Below are 21,852 nucleotides of genomic sequence, written 5' to 3'. Positions count from 1 at the left end.
GTACATCCAGCTGCCACACGACTGTGTCCATACTGTCGCTTAACAAGGCGGTTAATCCTGCCAAACAGCCACGAACCAGCTGTAGTTACTCGTACGGCGCGGAACGGGCGGAGGCGGCCCCGCGAAGGCGGACCCGACGGCGGTGGGCCCGGCGTACCGGACTCGGCCGCCGGGCCCACCTGATCTGCCAGGGTGCCGGATCAGGTCAGTCGGCGATGGGCAGGTAGACCCGGTTGCCCGCGGCCGCGAACTCCTTCGACTTCTCGGCCATGCCCTCCTCGATCTCCTCCTGCGAACCGCCGTGCTGACGCCGGATGTCCTGGGAGATCTTCATCGAGCAGAACTTCGGCCCGCACATCGAGCAGAAGTGCGCCGTCTTCGCGGGCTCCGCGGGCAGCGTCTCGTCGTGGAACTCCCGCGCCGTGTCCGGGTCGAGGGCCAGATTGAACTGGTCCTCCCACCGGAACTCGAACCGCGCGTCGGACAGCGCGTCGTCCCACTCCTGCGCGCCCGGGTGCCCCTTGGCCAGGTCGGCCGCGTGGGCGGCGATCTTGTAGGTGATCACGCCGGTCTTCACGTCGTCCCGGTTGGGCAGCCCCAGGTGCTCCTTGGGCGTGACGTAGCAGAGCATCGCCGTGCCCCACCAGGCGATCATCGCGGCGCCGATGCCCGAGGTGATGTGGTCGTACGCCGGGGCGACGTCCGTGGTCAGCGGGCCGAGCGTGTAGAACGGCGCCTCCTCGCAGATCTCCTGCTGGAGGTCGATGTTCTCCTTGATCTTGTGCATCGGGACATGCCCGGGGCCCTCGATCATGGTCTGCACGCCGAACCGCTTGGCGATCGTGTTCAGCTCGCCCAGCGTGCGCAGCTCCGCGAACTGCGCCTCGTCGTTGGCGTCCGCGATCGACCCGGGACGCAGTCCGTCACCCAGCGAGTAGGTGACGTCGTACGTCGCGAGGATCTCGCAGAGCTCCTCGAAGTGCTCGTAGAGGAACGACTCCTTGTGGTGCGCCAGACACCACGCCGCCATGATCGAGCCGCCGCGCGAGACGATGCCGGTCTTGCGACGGGCCGTCAGCGGGACGTACGGCAGGCGCACACCGGCGTGCACCGTCATGTAGTCCACGCCCTGCTCGGCCTGCTCGATGACGGTGTCCTTGTAGATCTCCCAGGTCAGCTCCTCGGCCCGGCCGTCGACCTTCTCCAGGGCCTGGTAGAGCGGGACGGTGCCGATCGGCACGGGGGAGTTGCGCAGCACCCATTCCCGGGTGGTGTGGATGTTGCGGCCGGTGGACAGGTCCATGACCGTGTCGGCGCCCCACTTCGTCGCCCAGGTCATCTTGTCCACCTCCTCCTCGATGGAGGAGGTGACGGCCGAGTTGCCGATGTTGGCGTTGACCTTCACCAGGAACCGCTTGCCGATGATCATCGGCTCGATCTCGGGGTGGTTGACGTTGGCCGGCAGTACGGCCCGGCCCTCCGCGATCTCCTCACGGACGACCTCGGCCTCGACGTTCTCCCGGATCGCCACGTACTCCATCTCCGGGGTGATCTCCCCCCGGCGGGCGTACGCGAGCTGGGTGACGGGACGTCCGTCGCGGCTGCGGCGCGGCTGGCGCGGCCGGCCGGGGAACACGGCGTCGAGGTTGCGCAGTCCGCCGCGCGGCGAGGTGTGCTTGAGCCCGTCGTCCTCGGGGCGGACCGGACGGCCCGCGTACTCCGCGGTGTCACCGCGGGCGATGATCCAGTTCTCCCGCAGGGGCGCGAGGCCGCGGCGGACATCGGTGTCGATGCCGGGATCGGTGTACGGCCCCGACGTGTCGTACAGCGTCACGTCCTTGCCGTTGGTGAGGTGCACCTGTCGGACCGGCACCCGGAGGTCCGGGCGCGAGCCCTGGACGTACCCCTTGTGCCAGCCGATGGACTTCCCGGCCTCGTCGCCCTGGTTCTCGGCGATCTGTTTCGAGGCAGGCGTGCGTGCGTCCGATGTGGTCATGAGACCTACTCCCTACGCCGGCATTACCCGGTAACAGGTTCGGCGGTCGGCGCAGCGTGTCCCGTACGGATGTACGGCGATCAGCGCCCTCTCAGCCCGGTGCTCCGAGCTCCCGCGTGTGCAAAGGTGCCTCCACGCTAGCGTCCTTTCCGGCGAGCTGACCAGAGGGCCCTCCCGTTCTTGCGATGATCGCCCCGTGACCTCCCCCCAAAGCGACCCCGCACCCCAGCCGCCGCCCCAGGGCCACAGCCACGGCCACACGCACAGCCACGGGCCCGCCGCGCCGGTCTCCCAACACCTGCGCAAGGTCATCGCCGCCGTGCTGATCCCGTTCGCGACGGCGGTCGTCGTCGGCCTGATCGCCTTCTGGCCCGGCGGCGTGCCCGACCACGAGCGCACCGGCGTCGGCTTCGACCGGCAGACCCAGGACGGCAAGGTCGTCCAGGTGGTCAAGGTCGACTGCGCGGACGTCAACGCCGCGCAGGTGCCCCCGACCGGCGACACCTCCACGCCCTCGGGCCGGGAGGCCGTCAACGAGCAGGAGGGGGAGTGCGCGAAGGCCACCATCGAAGTGACCAGCGGCGACGACAAGGGCCGCAGGTTCGTCGAGGTGGTCCAGCCGGACGCGCCCCGGCAGCTGAAGGAGGGTCAGGGCGTGGTCGTGGCGTACGCGCCCGACGCGCCGCGCGACCTCCAGTACTCCGTGACCGACGTGGACCGGAAGATCCCGATGGCGCTGCTGGCCGGGATCTTCGCGCTGGCCGTGGTCGTGGTGGGCCGGTTCCGCGGGCTGATGGCCCTGGTGGCGCTGGCGGTGTCGTTCGTCGTGCTGACGCTGTTCATCCTGCCGGCCATCCTGCAGGGCTCGAATCCGCTGGTCGTGGCGGTGATCGGGGCCAGCGCGATCATGCTGGCGGCGCTCTATCTCTGCCACGGGGTGACGGCCCGTACCTCGGTCGCGGTCGTCGGCACGCTGATCTCGCTGCTGCTGATCGGGCTGCTGGGCTCCCTGTTCATCGGCTGGGCGAGCCTCAGCGGCAACACCGACGACAACACCGGCCTCATCCACGGTCTCTACCCGGACATCGACATGAGCGGTCTGCTGCTGGCCGGCGTCATCATCGGTTCGCTCGGGGTGCTCGACGATGTGACGGTCACCCAGACCTCCGCCGTCTGGGAACTGCACCAGGCGGACCCGGAGATGGGTTGGAAGGGGCTGTACCGGGCAGGTATCCGTATCGGGAGGGACCACATCGCCTCGGTGGTCAACACCCTGGTGCTGGCGTACGCGGGCGCGGCGCTGCCGCTGCTGCTGCTCTTCTCCATCGCCCAGAGCAGTGTGGGGACGGTGGCCAACAGCGAGCTGGTCGCCGAGGAGATCGTCCGCACGCTGGTCGGGTCGATCGGCCTGGTCGCCTCGGTGCCGGTGACCACGGTGCTCGCCGCGCTGGTCGTCTCCGCGGACCGCCCGGGGTCCGGCGGCGCGCAGACGGCTGCGGCCGCGCCCGCGCGGAGCGGCCGGGGCCGTCGGCGCAAGAAGTGATGACGGGCCTGCGGCGCAGGACAGAATGACGGACCGTCGGCTGTATCCACCCGGTCAGCCGGCGTTCTGCTCCTCGGCGAGGATGCGGCCGAGCGCGTCCTCCAGATTCCCGTCGAAGTCACCCTGCGTGTGCTCCTGACCGAGCGGCACGAGCTTGTCCGTCCGGTCGAGAAACGCCACCAGTGGCGCCGTACCCGCCCGGAACAGCGCACGGTCCGCGCCGACCTGGAGCCGGATGTGCACATCGCCGAGGCCCTCGGGCTCGGTCGGGCCGATGTGTACATCGCCGTCGCCGCTCGGGCTGTTGAGCCCGTCCAGCAGGAGTTCGCGGCCGAACGCCCAGGTCACAGGGGCGTCGCCGGGCAGGTGGAACGTCATCCGGATGGCGTACGGATCGCCGACCTCGTACCGGAGCTCCACCGGAATACGGAACGAGAGCTCCTCGGAGACGAGGAAGCTCATCATGACCTCTGCTTGAACCGACTCGCGCATCGTTCAACCCCGCAGTAGATGAAACTGGCCAGGAATGATCCCCCATGGCCCTATTGACGCCATCGTGGTGCACGCGATAGCAGATCACAAGGAGTGATTTTTCAGATACTGATAGAGAACACGAACGAACGCAAGAGGCTGGCGACTTCGCCACGTAGCTGTTCGACTGCGGGCAGCAACCGATCTTCGCGCTCCAGGGGTACGGAAATGGCCATCGCCGCAATGGTGGCACCGGCCGTGACGGGAATCGCGGCGCACACGGTCCCCAGTGCGTACTCCTGGCGTTCGATGACGGGTTCACCTCGTCGGAGGGTGCGCAGCCGCTCCAGAAGTGTGGCGCGATCTCGCACTGAGTAACGGGTGAGAGGGCGCACCGGGTGCCGGTCGAGGTGGTCCTCGCGGGCCCGCTCGTCGAGCTGGGCGAGCAGGCACTGGCCGATGGCGTGCGCGTGGGCGGTCTCCCGGAAGGAGGCCCACTCCTCCACCGCCGGGGTGTCGGGGGCGTCCGCGACCGCGATCAGCTCGATCTCGCCGTCGCAGTAGACGGCGCAGTACACCGGGGCGCCGATGGCGTCGCGCCAGTGGCCGAGGGAGTCGGCGACGGACAGGGGACGCGGGCGGCTCCGTACGCCGGGGGCGGCGGTCAGGTTCTCGGCGGCCGCGCCGAAGAGGAAGACACCGTTCTCGCGGCGGAGATAGCCCTCGTGGGTGAGGGTCCGCAGCAGGTGGTAGGCGGTCGGCAGCGGAAGCCCCGCCTCACGTGCCAGTTGCTTGGCGGGAGCCCCGTCCCGATGGGCGCCCACAGCCTCCAGCAGCCTCAACGCCCGCTGAACCGAACCGATCAACGTCGGGACAGCGGTGCTCGATGCCGTGGTCAAAGGTCACCCCCAGGCATGGTGACGGGCCGTCGGCCCTCCCGTGGGGGCCGCCCCCACGGGCCTGCCGCGATCCTGAGGGCCGGAGGGGACCGGAGATCCGGTGACCCGTGACCGGCGAGGACCGGTCCGGGCGCCGGCGATCGGAGGCCAACGACCGGACTGTCGTACCCAGGACCGATCAGGCGATCGATGTGGTGACGGAAGGTCACATTCCGGATGGCGGCAGCGATGTGCCACTGTATCGGCCGCCTGCGGCAGACGGGTGGTTTCTTCCGGGACTTAGCTCTGCTGGGCTAATGCTCCCGGGACGCTGACCGCGCCACGCCCTTCGGAACCGGGCCGGCCCCCGCGCCGGCCCGGGATCCGTGTTCTACCAGTCACCACGCGAGGACGACGACGACATGAACTTGCGGACGACGAAGATCAGACCGCCGACCACGACGACGAAGACCAGCACCTTGAAGAGCAGGCTGATCACGAAGCCGACCACGCTGGCGATCAGACCGCCGAACACGAAGATCGCAATGACGGGCACCGCGATCCACTTCACCCACCAGGGCATTCCCGCGAATATCTCCCGCACGGCCATCGCCTCTACCTCGTCTCTGTGAAGTCCTTGCCTCGATGCTAAAGGCGCGAGGGCCCCCGGTGGGCGGTCGGCAGCCCTTGAAGACCCCTGATCCAGCCCCTAGGGATCCCCGAGAACGGGCCCTCCGGGGCCGGCGGCCTCAGCCCTCCGGCGGCGAGAAGACGACCATGACCCTCAGGTCCTCGGTGATGTGGTGGAACTTGTGGGCCACCCCCGCGGGCACATAGACCACGCTTCCCCTGCCGACCTGCGTCGTCTCCATCCCCACCGTGATCGCCGCCCGCCCGCTGACGACGAAGTAGACCTCGTCCTGCTGGTGGGGCTGTTGTGGATCGAGTTCGCCCGCGTCCAGGGCGTACAGACCGACGGACATATTGCGCTCCCGCACGAACTGCAGATAGGCGCCGTCGTTGGCGGCGCGCTCCGCCTCCAGCTCGTCCAGTCTGAATGCCTTCATGGCCCGTCCCGCCCCTTGTGCCCACGCTGTCGGCTGTATCCGTACTGCCGGTGTCCACCACCGATCATGTCTGCCACGATCAGACACATGAAGAATTTCGTAGTCAAGACGATCGCCAACGCGGGTGCGCTGGCCGTTGCCATCTGGCTGATCGGCAACATCACGCTGGAGGGCGGCAGCACCGGCCGCAAGGTCCTCACCCTGATCCTCGTCGCGCTGATCTTCGGCCTGGTGAACTTCCTGGTGAAGCCGGTGGTCCAGCTGCTGACGTTCCCCTTGTTCATCCTGACGCTGGGGTTGATCACGCTGGTGGTCAACGCCCTGATGCTGCTGCTGACCTCCTGGCTGGCCGGCGTGTTCGACCTCAGCTTCCACGTCGAGGGGTTCTGGACGGCGGTGCTCGGCGGGCTGATCATCTCGGTCGTGTCCTGGGCGCTCAATGTCGTCCTGCCCGACGAGGACTGATGCCGGTACCGGGATCTGGCGGAGGTCCGCTCCGGGGCCTCTGAGAGAGTGCGGAGGACACCGGTCCACCAGCGGATCCACCAGCCGGGGAATGCAGTGAAGGAGCAGCATGAGCACCATGGGCGACGGAACGCGTGCGGTACGCGCCGGGCTTCCTGAACCGGAGCAGTTCGAACCGACCCTGCCCGGCCCGGTCTTCGCCGCGCACTTCCATCTCTCCGGCGCCCCGGTGGGCCCCTACACCTACGGCCGGGAGACCAACCCGACCTGGACCCACCTGGAACGGGCCATCGGCGAGCTGGAGGCTCCCGGTGAGGAGGTGGGCACGACGGTGTTCGCCTCGGGCATGGCGGCGATCACCGCGGTGCTGCTGTCCCAGGTCCGCTCGGGCGACGCCGTCGTCCTGCCCGACGACGGCTACCAGGCGCTGCCGCTCGTACGGGAGCAGTTGTCGGCGTACGGGGTCGAGGTCCGGACCGCGCCGACCGGCGGCGACGCCCAGCTGGCCCTGCTGACCGGCGCGAAGCTGCTGTGGATCGAGAGCCCGTCCAACCCGGGCCTGGACGTCTGCGACATCCCGCGGCTGGTGGAGGCCGCGCACGCGGCGGGCGCCCTGGTCGCCGTCGACAACACCCTGGCCACCCCGATCGGCCAGCGCCCGCTGGCGCTGGGCGCCGACTTCTCGGTCGCCAGCGACACCAAGGGCATGACCGGGCACGGCGACATCCTGCTCGGCCATGTGACCTGCCGCGACCCCCGGCTGACGGCGGACGTACGGCGCTGGCGCAAGGTCGTCGGGGCGATCCCCGGGCCGATGGAGGCCTGGCTCGCCCACCGCTCGCTGTCCACCCTCCAGCTGCGCATCGACCGGCAGTGCACCACCGCGCTCGCCCTCGCCGAGGCGCTGGCCAAGCGTGCGGAGGTCACCGGCCTGCGGTACCCGGGCCTGCCCACCGACCCGTCGTACGCCGTCGCCGCCCGCCAGATGCGGCGCTTCGGCTCCGTGGTCTCCTTCGAGCTGGCCGACCGGGAGACCGCGGAGCTCTTCCTCTCCGCGCTGCGCCTGGTCGACGACGCGACGAGCTTCGGCGGCGTCCGGTCCACCGCGGAGCGCCGGGGCCGCTGGGGCGGCGACGCCGTGGCGGAGGGCTTCATCCGCTTCTCGGTCGGCGCGGAGGACCCCGAGGACCTGCTCGCCGACGTCGAACAGGCGCTGGACACGGCGGTCCGGTAGGCCGGAGGAGTTTCAGACGGCCCTCCACGGGCCACTCTCTTGCCATGACCGAACGTCCAGTGGTCAAGCGCACCGCACGCGCCGTCCTGCTCGACGGCGACGATCTCATCCTGATCAAGCGCACGAAGCCGGGAGTCGATCCGTACTGGCTCACGCCCGGCGGCGGGGTCGAGCCGGAGGACGCCACCGTCGTCGACGCGCTGCACCGCGAGGTCGACGAGGAGCTCGGCGCCAAGATCGTCGACGTGGTCCCGTGCTTCGTCGACACCGTGGAGCACATCGCGGACGGCGGCGTGACGGGGGTGAAGGTCCAGCACTTCTTCGTCTGCCGACTGGCGTCGATGGACGTCTCGCTGCGGCACGGACCGGAGATCGACGAGCCCACCGGGGAGTACGAGATCGTCCGGGTGCCGTTCAGCCGGGTCGGGATCGCGGCCGTGCACCTCGTACCGCTGTCCCTGCGGCACTACCTGGACGGCAACATCGAAGGCGTACGGGCGATGCACGCCCCCGACCTGGGCTGACCTCCGCCACCCCGGGCGAGCGCCCTCGTACCGGCCGGGGCGCGTACTCCCCGGCCGGTACGCGTGGATACTCCCGGTGCCGGACGACCCGGGGCGTCCGGCTCGGCATCGTGTTTCACGTGAAACCACTCAAGCGCCCCGTACGCCGAGGGGTCCTCGTCGCCCATGTCGCCGTCTCCGTCAGCTGGCTCGGTCTGACCGTCGGTCTGCTGACGCTCGGCCTCACCGCCTTCCTCACCGGAGACCCGGCCACCGCGAGTGCCGCCACCCGGGCCATGAAGGTCTTCGGTGACTGGCTGGTGGTCCCGGTGGCGCTGCTCTCCCTGGTGAGCGGCCTGGTGCTGGCGCTGGGCACGCCGTGGGGTCTGGCCCGGCACCGCTGGGTGTGGATCAAATTCTGGCTGACCCTGATCACCACCGGACTGTCGATCTTCTCCCTGCGCCCCGGAATCGACGCGGCGGTCGCCGACGAGGTGGTCGACATCAACCTCGTGATCGCGCCGTCGGTGGCCACGGCCACCTATCTCTTCATCACCGCGATCTCGGTGCTGAAGCCCTGGGGGCTCACCCGGCGCGGCAGGCGGCTGCGGATCTCGGCCAGTTCCGCGAAATCGGTGGACGCGCCATCTCCCCGTCAGACAGCCTGACCCCATGCACAGCCCATCACCCCGCTCCCTCGTCGACCTGCCGATCCGGCGCCTGAACCGGGGAGATCTGGTCTCCTGCGCCGATCTCTGCGAGGACCGCGGCTGGCCGCGCGACGAACACCGGTGGGGGCTGCTCCTCTCGGCCGGCACCGGGTACGGGATCGACGCCCCGGACGGCAAGGGCCTGGCCGCAACCTGCCTGACCACGCCGTACGGATCCGACCTCACCGCGGTGGGCATGCTGCTCGTCGCCGGGCGCTACGGACGTCAGGGGCTCGCCCGGCGGCTCATGCGGCACGTGATGGACGCGGTGGGGGACAGCCCGCTCGCGCTGTACGCCACCGAGCAGGGACGTCCGCTCTACGAAGGCCTCGGCTTCTCCCCCGTGGGCCGGGCCGAACGCGTCGGTGGCCGCTTCGGGGCTCCCCGTCCCGACGGCTCCCCCTCGGCCGCTCCCTCCCGCGCGTCCGTGACCACCCGCCCGGCGGCTGCGGACGATCTGCAGGCGATGGTCCGGCTCGACCTCCCCGTGTTCGGCGCCGACCGGACGCATCTCCTCGCCCGGCTGCCCGCCTTCTCCGACCGGCTCCAGGTCGCCGAGGACCACGGCGAGCTGGTCGGTTACGCGGCGCTCTGGCCGAGCGGACACGCCGCGGTGGTCGGGCCGCTGGTGGCACGGGACACGGCCACCGCACAGGCTCTGGTCTCCGCCCTGGCCGGGACGACGGACCGGCCACTGCGCGCCGACATCGACGGCCGGCACAAGGAACTGCTCGGCTGGCTGACCGAGCACGGTCTTGAGCCTCTCTCCTGGACCACCGTGATGACGTACGGCCTCTCGGACCTGCCGGGCGACGGCGCGCGCAGGTTCTCTCCGCTCACCGTCGCGACGGGCTGACACGGAACAGCCGCACCGCCCTCGGGGGGTGGTGCGGCTGTTGCGCGGTGCCCGGGGCTCAGTGCCGGGCCGGCTCGGCGGCTGCGGGTTCGGGGCTGCTCCCGGCGACGATCCGGCCCCTGCCGGTGTCCCGGCGCTCCAGCAGGCTGGAGCGCACGGCCAGGGCCAGTGCGGACGCCGCGAGCACGGCGCCGACCCAGTTGGGGGCGGTGTAGCCGAGACCGGCCGCGATCACGAGGCCGCCGAGCCAGGCGGAGAGGGCGTTGCCGAGGTTGAAGGCCCCGATGTTGACGGCGGAGGCCAGCGTCGGCGCACCCGACGCCTGGTCGAGGACCCGCTTCTGCAGCGGCGGTACGGTCGCGAAGCCCAGGGCGCCGATCAGGACGATGCTGACGGCCGCGGCGAACTTGTCGTGGGCGGTCACGGTGAACAGGCCGAGGACCACGGCGAGCGCGCCGAGCGAGACGTACAGCAGGGGCATCAGGTGGCGGTCGGCGAGCTTGCCGCCGATCAGGTTGCCGCCCACCATGCCGAGGCCGAAGAGGACCAGCAGCCAGGTGACGGACGAGGCGGAGTAGCCGGCGACCTCGGTCATCATCGGGGTGATGTAGGTGATCGCGGCGAAGACTCCGCCGAAGCCCAGGACGGTCATGGCCATCGCCAGCAGGACCTGGACGTTGCGGAACGCGGCCAGCTCGTGGCGGATGCGTACGCCCTCCGGCCTGGGCTGGTCCGGGACGAGCCTGGCGACGCCGAGCAGGCCCACGACGCCGAGAGCGGCGACGACGAGGAACGTGGTCCGCCAGCCCGCGGTCTGTCCGAGATACGTGCCGAGCGGAACGCCGACGACGTTGGCGACGGTGAGCCCGGTGAACATCATCGCGATGGCCCCGGCCTTCTTCTGCGGGGCGACCAGGTCGGCCGCGACCACCGAGCCGATGCCGAAGAACGCACCGTGGGCGAGGGAGGCGATCACCCGTCCGGCGAGCATGACGCCGAAGACGGGGGCGAGCGCGGACACCACGTTGCCCACGATGAACAGCCCCATGAGGAGCATCAGCATGCGCTTACGGGTGACGCGGGTGCCGAGCAGCGTCATCAGCGGGGCGCCGATGACCACACCGAGCGCGTAGCCGGTCACCAGGAAGCCTGCGGTCGGGATCGAGACCTGGAAGTCACCGGCGACCTCGGGGAGCAACCCCATGATCACGAACTCGGTCGTTCCGATCCCGAATGCCCCGATGGCGAGAGCGAGGAGCGCGAGCGGCATGGGTTCACCTTCTCTGAATATTGCGTCTGCGCCTTACGAGCGTCCACAATAATTGCAGACGCTGGTTAATTGCAAGCGCGGGCTATTGCAGACGTCCTCTATCCTGGAGTCACGCAGCTCCCGCCCGGAGGAGAGAGACATGACAGCGACCGACCCCGCCCTGACCGCCATCGCCCAGAGCTGGTGCGCGCTCTCGCTGCTCCACGGGAAGATCGAGGCCCGGATCGAGCGGGCCCTCCAGGCCGGCCACGGGCTGAGCGCACGCGAGTACTCACTGCTCGACGTGTTGAGCCGACAGCACAACGGCACCGGCGGGCATCTGCAGATGAAGCAGGTCGCCGACGCCGTCGTCCTCAGCCAGAGCGCCACCACCCGGCTCGTCACTCGGCTCGAGGACCGTGGGCTGCTGACCCGCTATCTGTGCGACACCGACCGCCGGGGCATCTACACCGACGTCACCGAGGCCGGGCTCACACTGCTGGAGGCCGCCCGGCCGACGAACGACGGCGCCTTGCGGACGGCCTTGGACGAAGCGGCGGAGAACCCGGAGCTCGCCCCTCTGGTCAGGGCGGTCGAGGAGCTGAAGGTTCCGGTCTGACCGGCCCCGATCGACGGGACGCCACCCGGGACCGTCCGCCTAGGATGCCGATCATGAGTGATCTCGAAATACGCCCCGTCGCCCCGGACGACCTGGCCGCGGTGGTCGCGATGCTCGCCGACGACCCTCTGGGCGCACAGCGCGAGTCCCCGGACGACCTCACCTCGTACCGGGAAGCGCTCCAGCGGCTGGCCGACGACCCGAACCAGCATGTGGTCGTCGCCGTTCGCGAGGACCGGGTCGTCGGCACCCTGCAGCTGACCATCGTCCCGGGGCTGTCCCGCCGTGGCGCGACCCGCTCGATCATCGAGGGCGTCCGTATCCATGGCGACGAGCGCGGCAGCGGCCTCGGCACCCAGCTCATCCAGTGGGCGGTGGACGAATCCCGCCGCCAGAACTGCCAGTTGGTACAGCTGACCTCGGATGTCACCCGCGAGGACGCACACCGCTTCTACGAGCGGCTCGGCTTCACGGCCAGCCATGTGGGCTTCAAGCTGGCGCTCTGACGAGGGCGGGCCGGTGGGTGTTTCACGTGAAACACCCACCCGCTCCCAGGTACGCACCATCGGCCGAAGCCGCTCGCCCCCTCCCCGGCCCGTAACTCAGCCGCCGAGCCCGCGCCAGCCCTCCGCGTCCACACCGCCGGGCACCGCCGCCCCGGCCTCGTAGGGCTCCCGAGTGAAGACGAACGAGCCGAGGTCGAGGTGGTCCACCGAACCGTCGGCCCGGCGGACGACGCGCAGCGTCTCCCCCGCGTAGTAGTCGTTCTGGCCCGTCCAGGTGCCGTCCGGCCGATAGGTGAAGGCCGCACCGCGCCCCTTGCCGCCCAGCGGCGTGAGCTGCAGCCCCCGGTCCCCCGTGAGCGTCAGCGTGAACGTGCTGGTGCCCCAGTGCCAGATCCCGGTCAGCGCGAGCAGTTCGCCGTCCACCTCGGGCAGCGGACGCCAGGGGTCCGGGATCCGCGGCTCGGCCTCGACGACGATCCCCAGCAGTTCGGCGGCCACCGTCGCCGCGGGCAGCCCGGAGGTGGCGTTCGCGAGGACCACCGCCGCCACATCCTCCTCCGCGCAGACCCAGAGGCCGGCGACGAACCCGGGAAGCGATCCCGAATGCCCGAAGAGCACGCGCCCTTCGCCCCCGACGATCTGGAGCCCGAGACCGTACCCGCTGCCACCCGTCTCGACCGGTGCGGCCGGTGTCCGCATCTCCCGCACGGAGGAGGCCGACAGGACCCGGTCGTCGCCCTCGGTCAGGAAGGCGGCGAACCGCAGCAGGTCCGCCGTGGTGGACCAGAGCTGCCCGGCGGGCGCCATGATCCCGAGGTCCTCGGAGGGCTCGCTCAGCATGACGTCGGCCCAGGGGTGGACGGCCCAGCCGCCCGCGTGCGGCGCCACCGGCCCGGCCGTCGTCCGGTGCAGACCCAGCGGTTCCAGGACCTCGCGGCGCAGCGCCTCCTCCCAGGAGACTCCCCGTACGGCTTCGACCAGCGAACCGAGCAGGGTGTAACCCGGGTTGGAGTAGTGATGGCGGTGCCCGGCCGGATGCATCTGCGGCCGGTCCCCCAGCACATCGGCGAGCTCGGGCCGCAGGCTGCCGGGCGTCCGCTCCCACCAGGGCGCGGGTGTCTCGGCGCCCAGCCCCGCGGTGTGGCCCAGCAGCTGATAGACGGTCACCCCGCCCGCGCCCGTGCCGGGAAGGTGCTTCTCCAGGGGATCGTCCAGGTCGATCAGGCCCTCGTCCCGCAGCCGCAGCACCAGAACGGCCGTGAACGTCTTGGTGATCGACCCGATCCGGTACTGCGTATCGGCGTCGGGAGCATGCCCCTCGACGCACGTACGCGCCCCGCTCCAGGCCGTACGCCCCTGGCGCCGCACCGCGGCCACGACGGACGGCGCACGGCCGTCCCGCTGCGCGACGGCGATACGGTGCACCAGGGCACGCCGGGTGGTGGGAAGCAGCTCTTCGTCGATGGAAGTCATGGTCCAACCCCTACCTGACGGCACGCCCCTTGACGAACCCTTTTACCCGGAGTCGAGGTCTTCCGCGCCCTGAGCGCCGGGCACCGCGCATCGGTGGGCGCCCGGCGCCTTCACAGCGAGCCGAGAAACCCTCTGACGGCCCCGGCGAACTCCACCGGGACGGTCCCATGGACGGTGTGCCCGGCCGGCAGCTCCACGAGCCGGGTACGAGGACGCCGTGCCGCCATGCTCCTCGCGTGCTCGGCGCTCAGGACCGTACTGCGGCTGCCGCGGACGAGCAGGGCCGGGCCGTCGCCGGCCAGCCAGTCGTCCCAGTGATCCCCGTTGAGGAGCCGCTGCGAGGCGTTCATGTCCCGCGCGTCGAAGGCGAGACCCCAGCCGTCCGGATACTCGCGCACGGCGTCCACGAGGTACGGCGCCGACGGCCCGAGCCCGTGCAGCAGCGCGGAGCGTGTCGGTACGCGGTACGGCCAGGACAGCGCGAAGGACAGGTCGTCGTCGACCTGGGCGCCGATGTCCTCGACGACCAGCGCGTCCACCAGCCCCGGGTGCCGCGCCGCCAGCTGGTAGGCGTTGACGCCCCCGAGGGAGTGGCCGAGCACGACCGCGCCGACGATCCCCAGGTGCTCCAGCACGGCCGCGGCGTCCTCGACATAGCCGGTACGGGAGTAGTCGGCGGACCGGTCGGAATGGCCGTGCCCCCGCTGGTCGAGGGCGACGACCCGCCCGGCATCGCCCAGTTCACCGGCGAGCCGCGTGAACGTACGCCCGTCCGCGAAGTGCCCGTGCAGGGCCAGCAGCGGACGGCCCGGGCCACCGAAGTCGAGGAAGGAAAGCCGCCGCCCGGACACGTACACCGCGCGGCGTTCCGGCTCGGGCGGAGTCCTCCTGGTCATGGCCGCCAGTATGAGCGCTCCTCGACGCGTGGTCAGGAGGCCCCGGTGTGGTGGTCCAGCAGGCGGGTGAGCAACCGGACGAGCTGGTCGCGTTCGGACGGGCTCAGCGGCGCGAGCAGTTCGCCCTCCAGACCGTCCAGGGCCTCGTCCAGCAGGCTCAGGCGTCGGCGGCCGAGGGCGGAGAGCGTGATGACGTTGCGGCGGCGGTCCTCGGGATCGGGCACCCGCTCGACGAGGCCGCGCTCGGCCAGCTCGTTGAGCACGCCGACCATGTCGCTCCGGTGGATACCGGAACGCTTGCTCAACTCGGCCTGGCTGCCCGGCCCGTACTCCTCCAGCGAGGCGAGCACCGCGTAGTGCCACTTGCGCGCGTCGACCCGAACCAGCCCGTCGCCGATCAGCCGGTCCGACCGCACGGTCAGCTGCGACAGCATTCGGCTCGGCCGCCGACGCAGCCTTTCGGGCGTCCGGGCGGTGCCGTCCTCGGGAACGCCTACGTTCTCGGCTCCGCCCATGCCGTCTGCTCACTCCTTGCGCAGGGCCGACCGACGCTGTACGTTCGCTCGCGCCGAAACCGTTGGTGTCACTAACGTTAACCCGATAAACGTTCGCGGCACAGACGCCGGACCGGCGAACTCCCAGGAAGGAAGATCCGCCATTCCCACCAAGACCGTGCAGATCCCCACCGCGGACGGCCTGGCCGACGCCTTCGCCGCCCGTCCCGACCACGGCGAGCGGCATCCGGGGGTCCTGATGTACCCGGACGCCTTCGGTATCCGGCCCGTCGTGCGGGAGATGGCCCGGGAACTGGCCGGGCACGGGTACTACGTGCTCGTCCCCAACTTCTTCTACCGCAACGGGCCGACACCGGTCGTCGACCTTCCCGAGCACATCGGGGAAGAGGACCGGCCCGCGCTCATCGGCCGGCTGATGCCCCTGATCGAGGCGCACACCACCGAACGCGTCCTGCGGGACGCCGACGCCTACCTCGGCTTCCTCACGGATCAGCCCGAAGTGGCGGCCGGACCGGTCGCGGTGACCGGCTACTGCATCGGCGGCCTCCTGGCGACCCGCACCGCCGCGGCCCGTCCCGGACAGGTGGCCGCCCTCGCAGCGTTCCACGCCCCCGTCGCCGCCGACGGGCCCGACAGCCTGCGGCGCCTCAACGCCGAGGTCCACTTCGGCCACGCCGCCACGGACATCACGCCCGAGGCGCTCGGCGAGCTCAACCGGTCCCTGGACGCGGCGGGCATCGACTACACCTCCGAGATCTACCCGGACACCGTCCACGGCTTCACCATGTCCGACACCGACGCCTTCGCCCCGGCCGGACTGCGCCGCCACTGGGACCGGCTGCTTGCCCTCCTCGCCCGCACCCTGCCGCACGGCTGACGGCTCCGGGCGCGTCCGGCGCAGGCCCGTGCGACGGGCGCGCGCCTGCGTCGGTCAGGTCTGCGCCATGTCCACGAAGCGGGAGTAGTGCCCCTGGAAGGCCACGGTGATGGTGGCCGTCGGACCGTTACGGTGCTTGCCGACGATGATGTCGGCCTCGCCCGCGCGCGGTGACTCCTTCTCGTACGCGTCCTCGCGGTGGAGCAGGATGACCATGTCGGCGTCCTGCTCGATGGAGCCGGACTCACGCAGGTCGGACACCATCGGCTTCTTGTCCGTGCGCTGCTCGGGGCCACGGTTCAGCTGCGAGAGCGCGATCACCGGCACCTCAAGCTCCTTGGCCAGCAGCTTCAGGTTTCGGGACATGTCCGAGACCTCCTGCTGGCGGCTCTCGGACCGCTTCGAGCCACCGGCCTGCATCAGCTGCAGATAGTCGATGATCACGAGCTTGATGTCGTTGCGCTGCTTGAGCCGGCGGCACTTCGCGCGGATCTCCATCATCGACAGGTTGGGGGAGTCGTCGATGTAGAGCGGGGCGGCGGAGACCTCGGGCATCCGGCGCGCGAGCCGCGTCCAGTCCTCGTCCGTCATCGTGCCGGACCGCATGTGGTGCAGGGCCACCCGCGCCTCGGCCGACAGCAGACGCATCGCGATCTCGTTGCGGCCCATTTCGAGGGAGAAGATGACGCTGGGCAGGTTGTTCTTGATCGACGCGGCACGCGCGAAGTCCAGCGCCAGCGTGGACTTGCCCATGGCGGGACGGGCCGCGATGACGATCATCTGGCCGGGGTGCATGCCGTTGGTCAGGGCGTCGAGGTCCGTGAAACCCGTCGGCACACCGGTCATCTCGCCGCTGCGCGAGCCGATGGCCTCGATCTCGTCGAGCGCGCCCTCCATGATGTCGCCCAGCGGGAGGTAGTCCTCGCTGGTGCGCTGCTCGGTGACCGCGTAGATCTCGGCCTGCGCGGAGTTGACGATCTCGTCGACGTCCCCGTCGGCCGCGTATCCCATCTGCGTGATCTTCGTGCCTGCCTCGACCAGCCGTCGGAGCACCGCCCGCTCGTGGACGATCTCCGCGTAGTACGAGGCGTTGGCCGCAGTGGGGACGGACTGCACCAGGGTGTGCAGATACGGCGCTCCGCCGACCTTGGTGATCTCCCCGCGCTTGACCAGCTCGGCGGCGACGGTGATCGGGTCGGCCGGCTCGCCCTTGGCGTAGAGGTCGAGGATCGCCGTGTAGACGGTCTCGTGGGCGGGGCGGTAGAAGTCGTGCCCCTTGATGATCTCCACGACGTCCGCGATGGCGTCCTTGGACAGCAGCATGCCGCCGAGGACCGACTGCTCGGCGTCGAGATCCTGCGGCGGCACCCGCTCGAACCCGGGGGAACCGCCTTCCCAGGCCTCGTCCGAACCCCGGTCGTGGCGGTCCTCACGCCCCTTGCGGTCCCCGCGACGCTGGCGGGAGACAGGCAGACGGTCCCCGGGACCGGTCTCGGTCCAGGGGTCGTCCAAAGGCTCGGGAATGCTCACCGGGCCGCCTCCTCCCGTCCGCATCGCGGACCTAGCCGTGCCACTCTTTCTTACGGCACGGCACCGACAAACAGGTCGCCCGACTCCACTTCCGGCGCGTCTGGTTCGGTGGATTCCGGTGCCGGAACGGAGTGCGGGCGCCGCACTACGGTAGGCCCCTCCGCACCGTCAGCCAATCTGGTTATCCACAGGGCATGTGGACGACGGACCAGATGCTGTGGAGAACCCCGCCGAACCTGTGCACGGACCGGGGGACAGCACTGTGGACAAACTCATAGCTACCTCGGCGTAACCACTCTGACCTGCACCTTCTCCATCCACCGACTGTGGGGGAGAAAAACTTTCGCCCTCATTTCAAGATCACCACAAACAGCGCGGGAGGGAAGGCGCCGCCCGGACAGAAGTAAGGACCAAGAAGCGATTGCATCTCTTACCTGTGGAAGATTAGATTGACCCCCATGACCAAGGCCCCCGCGACCTCGAAGAACGGCCGCCGACGCCACGACCGCGAGATCTTCGCCCTCGCCGTGCCGGCCTTCGGCGCGCTCGTCGCCGAGCCCCTGTTCGTGATGGTCGACAGCGCCGTCGTCGGCCACCTCGGCACCCCGCAACTGGCCGGGCTCGGCATCGCCGCGGCCCTTCTGATGACCGCCGTGAGCATCTTCGTCTTCCTCGCCTACGCGACCACGGCGGCCGTCGCCCGTCGCGTCGGGGCGGGCGATCTGCCCGCCGCCATCCGGCAGGGCATGGACGGCATCTGGCTCGCCCTGCTGCTCGGAGTCGCCGTCGTCGCCCTCGCGGTACCGACGGCCCCCTGGCTCGTCGACGTCTTCGGCGCGTCCGACACCGCGGCCCCGTACGCCATCACGTATCTGAGGATCTCCATCCTCGGCATCCCGGCCATGCTCGTCGTGCTCGCCGCCACCGGCGTACTGCGCGGCCTCCAGGACACCCGCACCCCGCTGTACGTCGCCATCGGCGGTTTCACGGCGAACGCCGTCCTCAATGTGACCCTCGTCTACGGTGCCGGGCTCGGCATCGCCGGATCCGCGTGGGGAACGGTGATCGCCCAGGTCGGTATGGCCGCCGTCTACCTCGTCGTGGTGGTCCGCGGAGCCCGGAGGCACGGCGCCTCCCTGCGCCCCGACGCGGCCGGCATCAGGGCGAGCGCACGGGCCGGCGTCCCCCTGCTGGTCCGGACCCTGTCCCTGCGCGCCGTACTGATGATCGCCACCGCCGTCGCCGCCCGGCTCGGTGACGTCGACATCGCCGCGCACCAGATCATCCTCTCCCTCTGGAGTCTGACCGCCTTCGCGCTCGACGCCATCGCCATCGCGGGGCAGGCGATCATCGGCCGCTATCTGGGAGCGAACGACGAGAAGGGCGCACGCGAGGCCTGCCGCCGCATGGTCGAGTGGGGCATCGGCTGCGGCATCGTGCTCGGCGTCCTCATCGTGCTCGCCCGGCCGCTGTTCATCCCGCTCTTCACGAGCGACCCCTCGGTGAAGGACACCCTGCTCCCCGCACTCCTGGTGGTGGCGGTCTCCCAGCCGATCGCCGGAGTGGTCTTCGTCCTGGACGGCGTCCTGATGGGAGCCGGCGACGGACGCTATCTCGCCTGGGCGATGCTGGTGACGCTCGCCGTCTTCGCTCCCGTCGCGCTCCTGGTGCCCACACTCGGCGGCGGGCTCACCGCGCTCTGGTGGGCGATGACGCTGATGATGGCCGTCCGCCTCATCACGCTCTGGCTGCGCACTCGATCGGGCCGGTGGATCGTCACCGGCGCCACGCGCTGATCCGTACGCTTCACGGCGCGGGCGGCTTGTTTCACGTGAAACAGGCCGACCGTTTCACGTGAAACGTCCGTGGTGTTTCACGTGAAACACCACGGCCCCCGGAACACGGCGAAGGGCCGCACCCATTGGGTGCGGCCCTTCACTGACTCAGCTGAGCTCTGCCCTTAGGCAGCAACGACCTCGACGCCGAGCTTCGCTGCGACCTCGGGGTGCAGACGGACGGACACCTGGTGTCCGCCGAGCGTCTTGATCGGCGAGCCGAGCTCGACGCGACGCTTGTCGACGTCGGGACCACCGGCGGCCTTGATCGCCGAAGCGACGTCGGCCGGGGTGACCGAGCCGAAGAGACGGCCGGCGTCGCCGGAGCGAACAGCCAGACGGACCTTCACGCCCTCGAGCTTGGCCTTGATCTCGTTGGCCTGCTCGATCGTCGCGATCTCGTGGATCTTGCGGGCGCGGCGGATCTGCGCCACGTCCTTCTCGCCACCCTTGGTCCAGCGGATGGCAAAGCCACGCGGAACCAGGTAGTTGCGGGCGTACCCGTCCTTGACGTCGACGACATCGCCGGCGGTGCCGAGGCCGGAGACCTCGTGGGTGAGGATGATCTTCATGCTGTTGTCACCCTTCCCTTATCGCGCGGTGGACGTGTAGGGCAGCAGCGCCATCTCACGGCTGTTCTTGACAGCCGTGGCGACGTCACGCTGGTGCTGCGTGCAGTTGCCGGTGACGCGGCGGGCACGGATCTTGCCACGGTCGGAAATGAACTTCCGCAGCATGTTCGTGTCCTTGTAGTCCACGTACTGGGTCTTGTCCTTGCAGAACGCGCAGACCTTCTTCTTAGGCTTGCGCACAGGCGGCTTCGCCATGGTGTTTCTCCTGTGTGATCAAGAAGTGGGGGTACGAGCAGCCCTAGAAGGGAGGCTCGTCCGAGTAGCCGCCGCCAGAGGAGCCGCCGGAACCGCCGGAGCTTCCGCCCCAGCCGCCTCCGCCGCCCTGCTGTGCCCCGCCGCCCTGGCCGCCTGCCGGCGCGCCGGTCGCCCACGGGTCGTCGGCGGGTGCACCGCCGCCGCCCTGCTGGCCACCGCCACCGGGACCGCCGCCCCAGTTGCCGCCGCCCTGCTGGCCGCCGCCGTATCCACCCTGGCCGCCCTGACCACCGCGACCGGTGGTCTTGGTGACCTTGGCCGTGGCGTTCTTGAGGCTGGGGCCGACTTCCTCGACGTCCAGCTCGTAGACCGTGCGCTTGACGCCCTCACGGTCCTCGTAGGACCGCTGCTTCAGCCGGCCCTGCACGACGACGCGCATGCCTCGCTGGAGCGACTCCGCGACGTTCTCCGCCGCCTGACGCCAGACCGAGCAGGTGAGGAACAGGCCTTCGCCGTCCTTCCACTCGTTGGTCTGCCGGTCGAAGATGCGGGGAGTGGACGCGACACGGAACTTCGCGACCGCCGCACCGGACGGGGTGAAGCGCAGCTCGGGGTCGTCGACGAGATTGCCGACGACCGTGATGACGGTCTCGCCTGCCATTGGGTGAACCTCTCGGCGGGGATTGCTTCTGGCTGCTTGCTGCTACTCGGACCCGAAAACCGCTGAGCTAGATGCTCAGTGGATCTCGGGACGGAGGACCTTGGTCCGGAGGACCGACTCGTTCAGGTTCATCTGGCGGTCGAGCTCCTTGACGACCGCAGGCTCGGCCTGCAGGTCGATGACCGAGTAGATGCCCTCGGGCTTCTTCTTGATCTCGTAGGCGAGCCGACGACGGCCCCAGGTGTCGACCTTCTCCACCTTTCCGTCGCCCTCACGGACGACGGAGAGGAAGTTCTCGATCAGCGGGGAGACTGCTCGCTCCTCGAGATCGGGGTCGAGGATGACCATCACCTCGTAGTGACGCATGTGGAACCCACCTCCTTTGGACTCAGCGGCCACGGTCGTTCCGTGGCAGGAGGGTCGTGATGCGTGTCGCAACGGCGTTCCCGAGGAAAACATCCGGCACTGACAATCCGCTCCCGAACGATCCCGGAGTGGGGGTTTGGGTAGAGGCTCGCCGTGCTGGCCTGGGCAGACACCGGTGCAGACCGTACAGACTACCCGTAGACCGGCTTCCGGTTGAAATCAGGAGCTCAGAGGGCACAATCGAGACAGATGCGGTGTGAGAGGCGCTACACCCGCCGCGGTGCGGGAGGCGCTGGATCCACCGCCCATCCGTCCGGCCAGGAGGTACTCCATGGCACAGACCATTCGCCCCGCCACCGGCTCGCTCTTCGCGACGGACGGCAAGCCGCACCCGCTCCAGGACACCCTGCTCGCCGTGACCCTCGTGCTGGGCGCCCTCGCCTTCGTGACGGCGATGTTCCACCACCTGCACCTGATCAGCTCGTGGGCCGGGCTGGTCGGCATCCTGACCGGTGGATACGGGATGTACGTCTCCAAGACGACCGGCGAGCGGTTCGGCCTGGTCATCGGACTCGGTGCGTCCGCCGTCGGCTTCTTCCTCGGCATGGCCCACGGCGGCCTCTTCGGCGGCGTGATCACCTGACCGGACCACCGGCCGGAGCACGGACCGGCGCGGGCGCCCGGGCGCCCGCGCCGGTCCGTCGTACGTTCCTGCCCCCCGGGGCAAGGCCGGGCGGCCCTCGGTCACAGTAGGCTTCGGCGCGAGAGCCGGAGC

Annotated in this window: 25 protein-coding genes; 11 read left to right on the top strand and 14 right to left on the bottom strand. The window is 69.9% G+C overall.

Features of this window, described 5'->3' with window-relative positions:
- Nucleotides 1-205 precede the first annotated feature (205 nt).
- Nucleotides 206-1,996 (bottom strand): phosphomethylpyrimidine synthase ThiC, encoded by a 1,791-nt coding sequence (gene thiC, locus ACSMXR_RS18300; RefSeq protein ID WP_137229471.1) that lies wholly within the window; start codon nucleotides 1,994-1,996, stop codon nucleotides 206-208.
- Between the two features lie 196 nt (nucleotides 1,997-2,192).
- On the opposite strand from thiC, the gene ACSMXR_RS18295 reads away from it, so the two are divergent.
- On the top strand, nucleotides 2,193-3,539 hold the full coding sequence (locus tag ACSMXR_RS18295; RefSeq protein WP_473169422.1) for a YibE/F family protein: 1,347 nt from the start codon (nucleotides 2,193-2,195) through the stop codon (nucleotides 3,537-3,539).
- Nucleotides 3,540-3,593: 54 nt separating this feature from the next.
- Here the strand turns inward: ACSMXR_RS18295 and ACSMXR_RS18290 are convergent, their stop codons facing one another.
- From ACSMXR_RS18290 to ACSMXR_RS18275, 4 genes are all read right to left on the bottom strand, one after another.
- Entirely contained in the window at nucleotides 3,594-4,031 is a 438-nt protein-coding gene (locus ACSMXR_RS18290; protein WP_030077310.1) for an SsgA family sporulation/cell division regulator, read from the bottom strand.
- Nucleotides 4,032-4,132: 101 nt separating this feature from the next.
- Nucleotides 4,133-4,909, bottom strand: coding sequence for an IclR family transcriptional regulator (locus tag ACSMXR_RS18285; protein WP_473169421.1), 777 nt, complete (start codon nucleotides 4,907-4,909; stop codon nucleotides 4,133-4,135).
- Nucleotides 4,910-5,279: 370 nt separating this feature from the next.
- Nucleotides 5,280-5,492 (bottom strand): DUF5326 family protein, encoded by a 213-nt coding sequence (locus ACSMXR_RS18280; protein ID WP_030077306.1) that lies wholly within the window; start codon nucleotides 5,490-5,492, stop codon nucleotides 5,280-5,282.
- A 145-nt stretch (nucleotides 5,493-5,637) separates the two neighbouring features.
- A complete protein-coding gene (locus ACSMXR_RS18275; protein WP_030077305.1) occupies nucleotides 5,638-5,955 on the bottom strand; it encodes a cupin domain-containing protein in 318 nt (105 codons plus the stop codon).
- Nucleotides 5,956-6,042: 87 nt separating this feature from the next.
- Between ACSMXR_RS18275 and ACSMXR_RS18270 the strand changes: the two genes are divergently transcribed.
- The 5 genes from ACSMXR_RS18270 to ACSMXR_RS18250 all read left to right on the top strand — a co-directional run bounded on the left by ACSMXR_RS18270 (nucleotide 6,043) and on the right by ACSMXR_RS18250 (nucleotide 9,723).
- Nucleotides 6,043-6,420 carry a phage holin family protein gene (locus ACSMXR_RS18270; RefSeq protein WP_030077304.1) on the top strand — a complete coding sequence of 126 codons (378 nt, stop codon included), beginning with the start codon at nucleotides 6,043-6,045 and terminating at the stop codon, nucleotides 6,418-6,420.
- A gap of 109 nt (nucleotides 6,421-6,529) precedes the next feature.
- Entirely contained in the window at nucleotides 6,530-7,654 is a 1,125-nt protein-coding gene (locus ACSMXR_RS18265) for a cystathionine gamma-lyase (RefSeq protein WP_473169420.1), read from the top strand.
- A gap of 44 nt (nucleotides 7,655-7,698) precedes the next feature.
- Nucleotides 7,699-8,178 (top strand): NUDIX domain-containing protein, encoded by a 480-nt coding sequence (locus ACSMXR_RS18260; RefSeq protein WP_010060465.1) that lies wholly within the window; start codon nucleotides 7,699-7,701, stop codon nucleotides 8,176-8,178.
- A gap of 119 nt (nucleotides 8,179-8,297) precedes the next feature.
- Entirely contained in the window at nucleotides 8,298-8,825 is a 528-nt protein-coding gene (locus ACSMXR_RS18255; protein WP_030077300.1) for a hypothetical protein, read from the top strand.
- A gap of 4 nt (nucleotides 8,826-8,829) precedes the next feature.
- Nucleotides 8,830-9,723, top strand: coding sequence for a GNAT family N-acetyltransferase (locus tag ACSMXR_RS18250; RefSeq protein ID WP_473169419.1), 894 nt, complete (start codon nucleotides 8,830-8,832; stop codon nucleotides 9,721-9,723).
- A gap of 58 nt (nucleotides 9,724-9,781) precedes the next feature.
- Here ACSMXR_RS18250 and ACSMXR_RS18245 read toward each other — a convergent pair whose 3' ends face one another.
- The gene (locus ACSMXR_RS18245; protein WP_473169418.1) at nucleotides 9,782-10,993 is read right to left on the bottom strand and encodes an MFS transporter; all 1,212 of its coding nucleotides are present in this window, start codon (nucleotides 10,991-10,993) and stop codon (nucleotides 9,782-9,784) included.
- A gap of 139 nt (nucleotides 10,994-11,132) precedes the next feature.
- Between ACSMXR_RS18245 and ACSMXR_RS18240 the strand changes: the two genes are divergently transcribed.
- Nucleotides 11,133-11,591 carry a MarR family winged helix-turn-helix transcriptional regulator gene (locus tag ACSMXR_RS18240; RefSeq protein WP_103508842.1) on the top strand — a complete coding sequence of 153 codons (459 nt, stop codon included), beginning with the start codon at nucleotides 11,133-11,135 and terminating at the stop codon, nucleotides 11,589-11,591.
- Between the two features lie 53 nt (nucleotides 11,592-11,644).
- Nucleotides 11,645-12,097, top strand: a complete 453-nt coding sequence (locus ACSMXR_RS18235; RefSeq protein ID WP_473169417.1) for a GNAT family N-acetyltransferase — start codon at nucleotides 11,645-11,647, stop codon at nucleotides 12,095-12,097.
- A gap of 96 nt (nucleotides 12,098-12,193) precedes the next feature.
- On the opposite strand, the gene ACSMXR_RS18230 is transcribed toward ACSMXR_RS18235, so the two are convergent.
- The 3 genes from ACSMXR_RS18230 to ACSMXR_RS18220 all read right to left on the bottom strand — a co-directional run bounded on the left by ACSMXR_RS18230 (nucleotide 12,194) and on the right by ACSMXR_RS18220 (nucleotide 14,981).
- Nucleotides 12,194-13,570 carry a serine hydrolase domain-containing protein gene (locus ACSMXR_RS18230; RefSeq protein WP_473169416.1) on the bottom strand — a complete coding sequence of 459 codons (1,377 nt, stop codon included), beginning with the start codon at nucleotides 13,568-13,570 and terminating at the stop codon, nucleotides 12,194-12,196.
- 110 nt (nucleotides 13,571-13,680) lie between these two features.
- Nucleotides 13,681-14,466, bottom strand: a complete 786-nt coding sequence (locus tag ACSMXR_RS18225; RefSeq protein ID WP_473169415.1) for an alpha/beta fold hydrolase — start codon at nucleotides 14,464-14,466, stop codon at nucleotides 13,681-13,683.
- 32 nt (nucleotides 14,467-14,498) lie between these two features.
- Nucleotides 14,499-14,981, bottom strand: a complete 483-nt coding sequence (locus tag ACSMXR_RS18220; RefSeq protein WP_473169414.1) for a MarR family winged helix-turn-helix transcriptional regulator — start codon at nucleotides 14,979-14,981, stop codon at nucleotides 14,499-14,501.
- 157 nt (nucleotides 14,982-15,138) lie between these two features.
- Here ACSMXR_RS18220 and ACSMXR_RS18215 point away from each other — a divergent pair, with 157 nt between their 5' ends.
- Entirely contained in the window at nucleotides 15,139-15,858 is a 720-nt protein-coding gene (locus tag ACSMXR_RS18215; RefSeq protein WP_473169413.1) for a dienelactone hydrolase family protein, read from the top strand.
- A gap of 54 nt (nucleotides 15,859-15,912) precedes the next feature.
- Here the strand turns inward: ACSMXR_RS18215 and dnaB are convergent, their stop codons facing one another.
- The gene (dnaB, locus tag ACSMXR_RS18210) at nucleotides 15,913-17,388 is read right to left on the bottom strand and encodes a replicative DNA helicase (RefSeq protein ID WP_026290418.1); all 1,476 of its coding nucleotides are present in this window, start codon (nucleotides 17,386-17,388) and stop codon (nucleotides 15,913-15,915) included.
- Nucleotides 17,389-17,846: 458 nt separating this feature from the next.
- Between dnaB and ACSMXR_RS18205 the strand changes: the two genes are divergently transcribed.
- A complete protein-coding gene (locus tag ACSMXR_RS18205) occupies nucleotides 17,847-19,184 on the top strand; it encodes an MATE family efflux transporter (protein ID WP_137229454.1) in 1,338 nt (445 codons plus the stop codon).
- 164 nt (nucleotides 19,185-19,348) lie between these two features.
- On the opposite strand, the gene rplI is transcribed toward ACSMXR_RS18205, so the two are convergent.
- The 4 genes from rplI to rpsF form a co-directional block, all read right to left on the bottom strand.
- Complete coding sequence (gene rplI, locus ACSMXR_RS18200) at nucleotides 19,349-19,795, bottom strand: 50S ribosomal protein L9 (protein ID WP_030707409.1); 447 nt, start codon at nucleotides 19,793-19,795, stop codon at nucleotides 19,349-19,351.
- Between the two features lie 18 nt (nucleotides 19,796-19,813).
- Nucleotides 19,814-20,050, bottom strand: coding sequence for a 30S ribosomal protein S18 (gene rpsR / locus ACSMXR_RS18195; protein ID WP_003967857.1), 237 nt, complete (start codon nucleotides 20,048-20,050; stop codon nucleotides 19,814-19,816).
- A gap of 43 nt (nucleotides 20,051-20,093) precedes the next feature.
- Nucleotides 20,094-20,711 (bottom strand): single-stranded DNA-binding protein, encoded by a 618-nt coding sequence (locus ACSMXR_RS18190; protein ID WP_137229452.1) that lies wholly within the window; start codon nucleotides 20,709-20,711, stop codon nucleotides 20,094-20,096.
- A 75-nt stretch (nucleotides 20,712-20,786) separates the two neighbouring features.
- Nucleotides 20,787-21,077, bottom strand: a complete 291-nt coding sequence (rpsF, locus tag ACSMXR_RS18185; RefSeq protein WP_018957345.1) for a 30S ribosomal protein S6 — start codon at nucleotides 21,075-21,077, stop codon at nucleotides 20,787-20,789.
- A 331-nt stretch (nucleotides 21,078-21,408) separates the two neighbouring features.
- Here rpsF and ACSMXR_RS18180 point away from each other — a divergent pair, with 331 nt between their 5' ends.
- Nucleotides 21,409-21,720, top strand: coding sequence for a hypothetical protein (locus ACSMXR_RS18180; protein ID WP_103508848.1), 312 nt, complete (start codon nucleotides 21,409-21,411; stop codon nucleotides 21,718-21,720).
- Nucleotides 21,721-21,852: the final 132 nt, after the last annotated feature.

The organism is Streptomyces sp. DSM 106670 (assembly GCF_055792845.1).
The sequence above is the reverse complement of the archived record's forward strand: the minus strand, read 5'-3'. Positions and strand labels throughout refer to the sequence as shown.

Coding starts and splice junctions, on each gene's coding strand:
- thiC (WP_137229471.1), bottom strand. CDS start 1,996: ATGACCACATCGGACGCACGCACGCCTGCCTCGAAACAGATCGCCGAG.
- ACSMXR_RS18290 (WP_030077310.1), bottom strand. CDS start 4,031: ATGCGCGAGTCGGTTCAAGCAGAGGTCATGATGAGCTTCCTCGTCTCC.
- ACSMXR_RS18275 (WP_030077305.1), bottom strand. CDS start 5,955: ATGAAGGCATTCAGACTGGACGAGCTGGAGGCGGAGCGCGCCGCCAAC.
- ACSMXR_RS18270 (WP_030077304.1), top strand. CDS start 6,043: ATGAAGAATTTCGTAGTCAAGACGATCGCCAACGCGGGTGCGCTGGCC.
- ACSMXR_RS18265 (WP_473169420.1), top strand. CDS start 6,530: ATGAGCACCATGGGCGACGGAACGCGTGCGGTACGCGCCGGGCTTCCT.
- ACSMXR_RS18260 (WP_010060465.1), top strand. CDS start 7,699: ATGACCGAACGTCCAGTGGTCAAGCGCACCGCACGCGCCGTCCTGCTC.
- ACSMXR_RS18250 (WP_473169419.1), top strand. CDS start 8,830: ATGCACAGCCCATCACCCCGCTCCCTCGTCGACCTGCCGATCCGGCGC.
- ACSMXR_RS18245 (WP_473169418.1), bottom strand. CDS start 10,993: ATGCCGCTCGCGCTCCTCGCTCTCGCCATCGGGGCATTCGGGATCGGA.
- ACSMXR_RS18240 (WP_103508842.1), top strand. CDS start 11,133: ATGACAGCGACCGACCCCGCCCTGACCGCCATCGCCCAGAGCTGGTGC.
- ACSMXR_RS18235 (WP_473169417.1), top strand. CDS start 11,645: ATGAGTGATCTCGAAATACGCCCCGTCGCCCCGGACGACCTGGCCGCG.
- ACSMXR_RS18230 (WP_473169416.1), bottom strand. CDS start 13,570: ATGACTTCCATCGACGAAGAGCTGCTTCCCACCACCCGGCGTGCCCTG.
- ACSMXR_RS18225 (WP_473169415.1), bottom strand. CDS start 14,466: ATGACCAGGAGGACTCCGCCCGAGCCGGAACGCCGCGCGGTGTACGTG.
- ACSMXR_RS18220 (WP_473169414.1), bottom strand. CDS start 14,981: ATGGGCGGAGCCGAGAACGTAGGCGTTCCCGAGGACGGCACCGCCCGG.
- ACSMXR_RS18205 (WP_137229454.1), top strand. CDS start 17,847: ATGACCAAGGCCCCCGCGACCTCGAAGAACGGCCGCCGACGCCACGAC.
- rplI (WP_030707409.1), bottom strand. CDS start 19,795: ATGAAGATCATCCTCACCCACGAGGTCTCCGGCCTCGGCACCGCCGGC.
- rpsR (WP_003967857.1), bottom strand. CDS start 20,050: ATGGCGAAGCCGCCTGTGCGCAAGCCTAAGAAGAAGGTCTGCGCGTTC.
- ACSMXR_RS18190 (WP_137229452.1), bottom strand. CDS start 20,711: ATGGCAGGCGAGACCGTCATCACGGTCGTCGGCAATCTCGTCGACGAC.
- rpsF (WP_018957345.1), bottom strand. CDS start 21,077: ATGCGTCACTACGAGGTGATGGTCATCCTCGACCCCGATCTCGAGGAG.
- ACSMXR_RS18180 (WP_103508848.1), top strand. CDS start 21,409: ATGGCACAGACCATTCGCCCCGCCACCGGCTCGCTCTTCGCGACGGAC.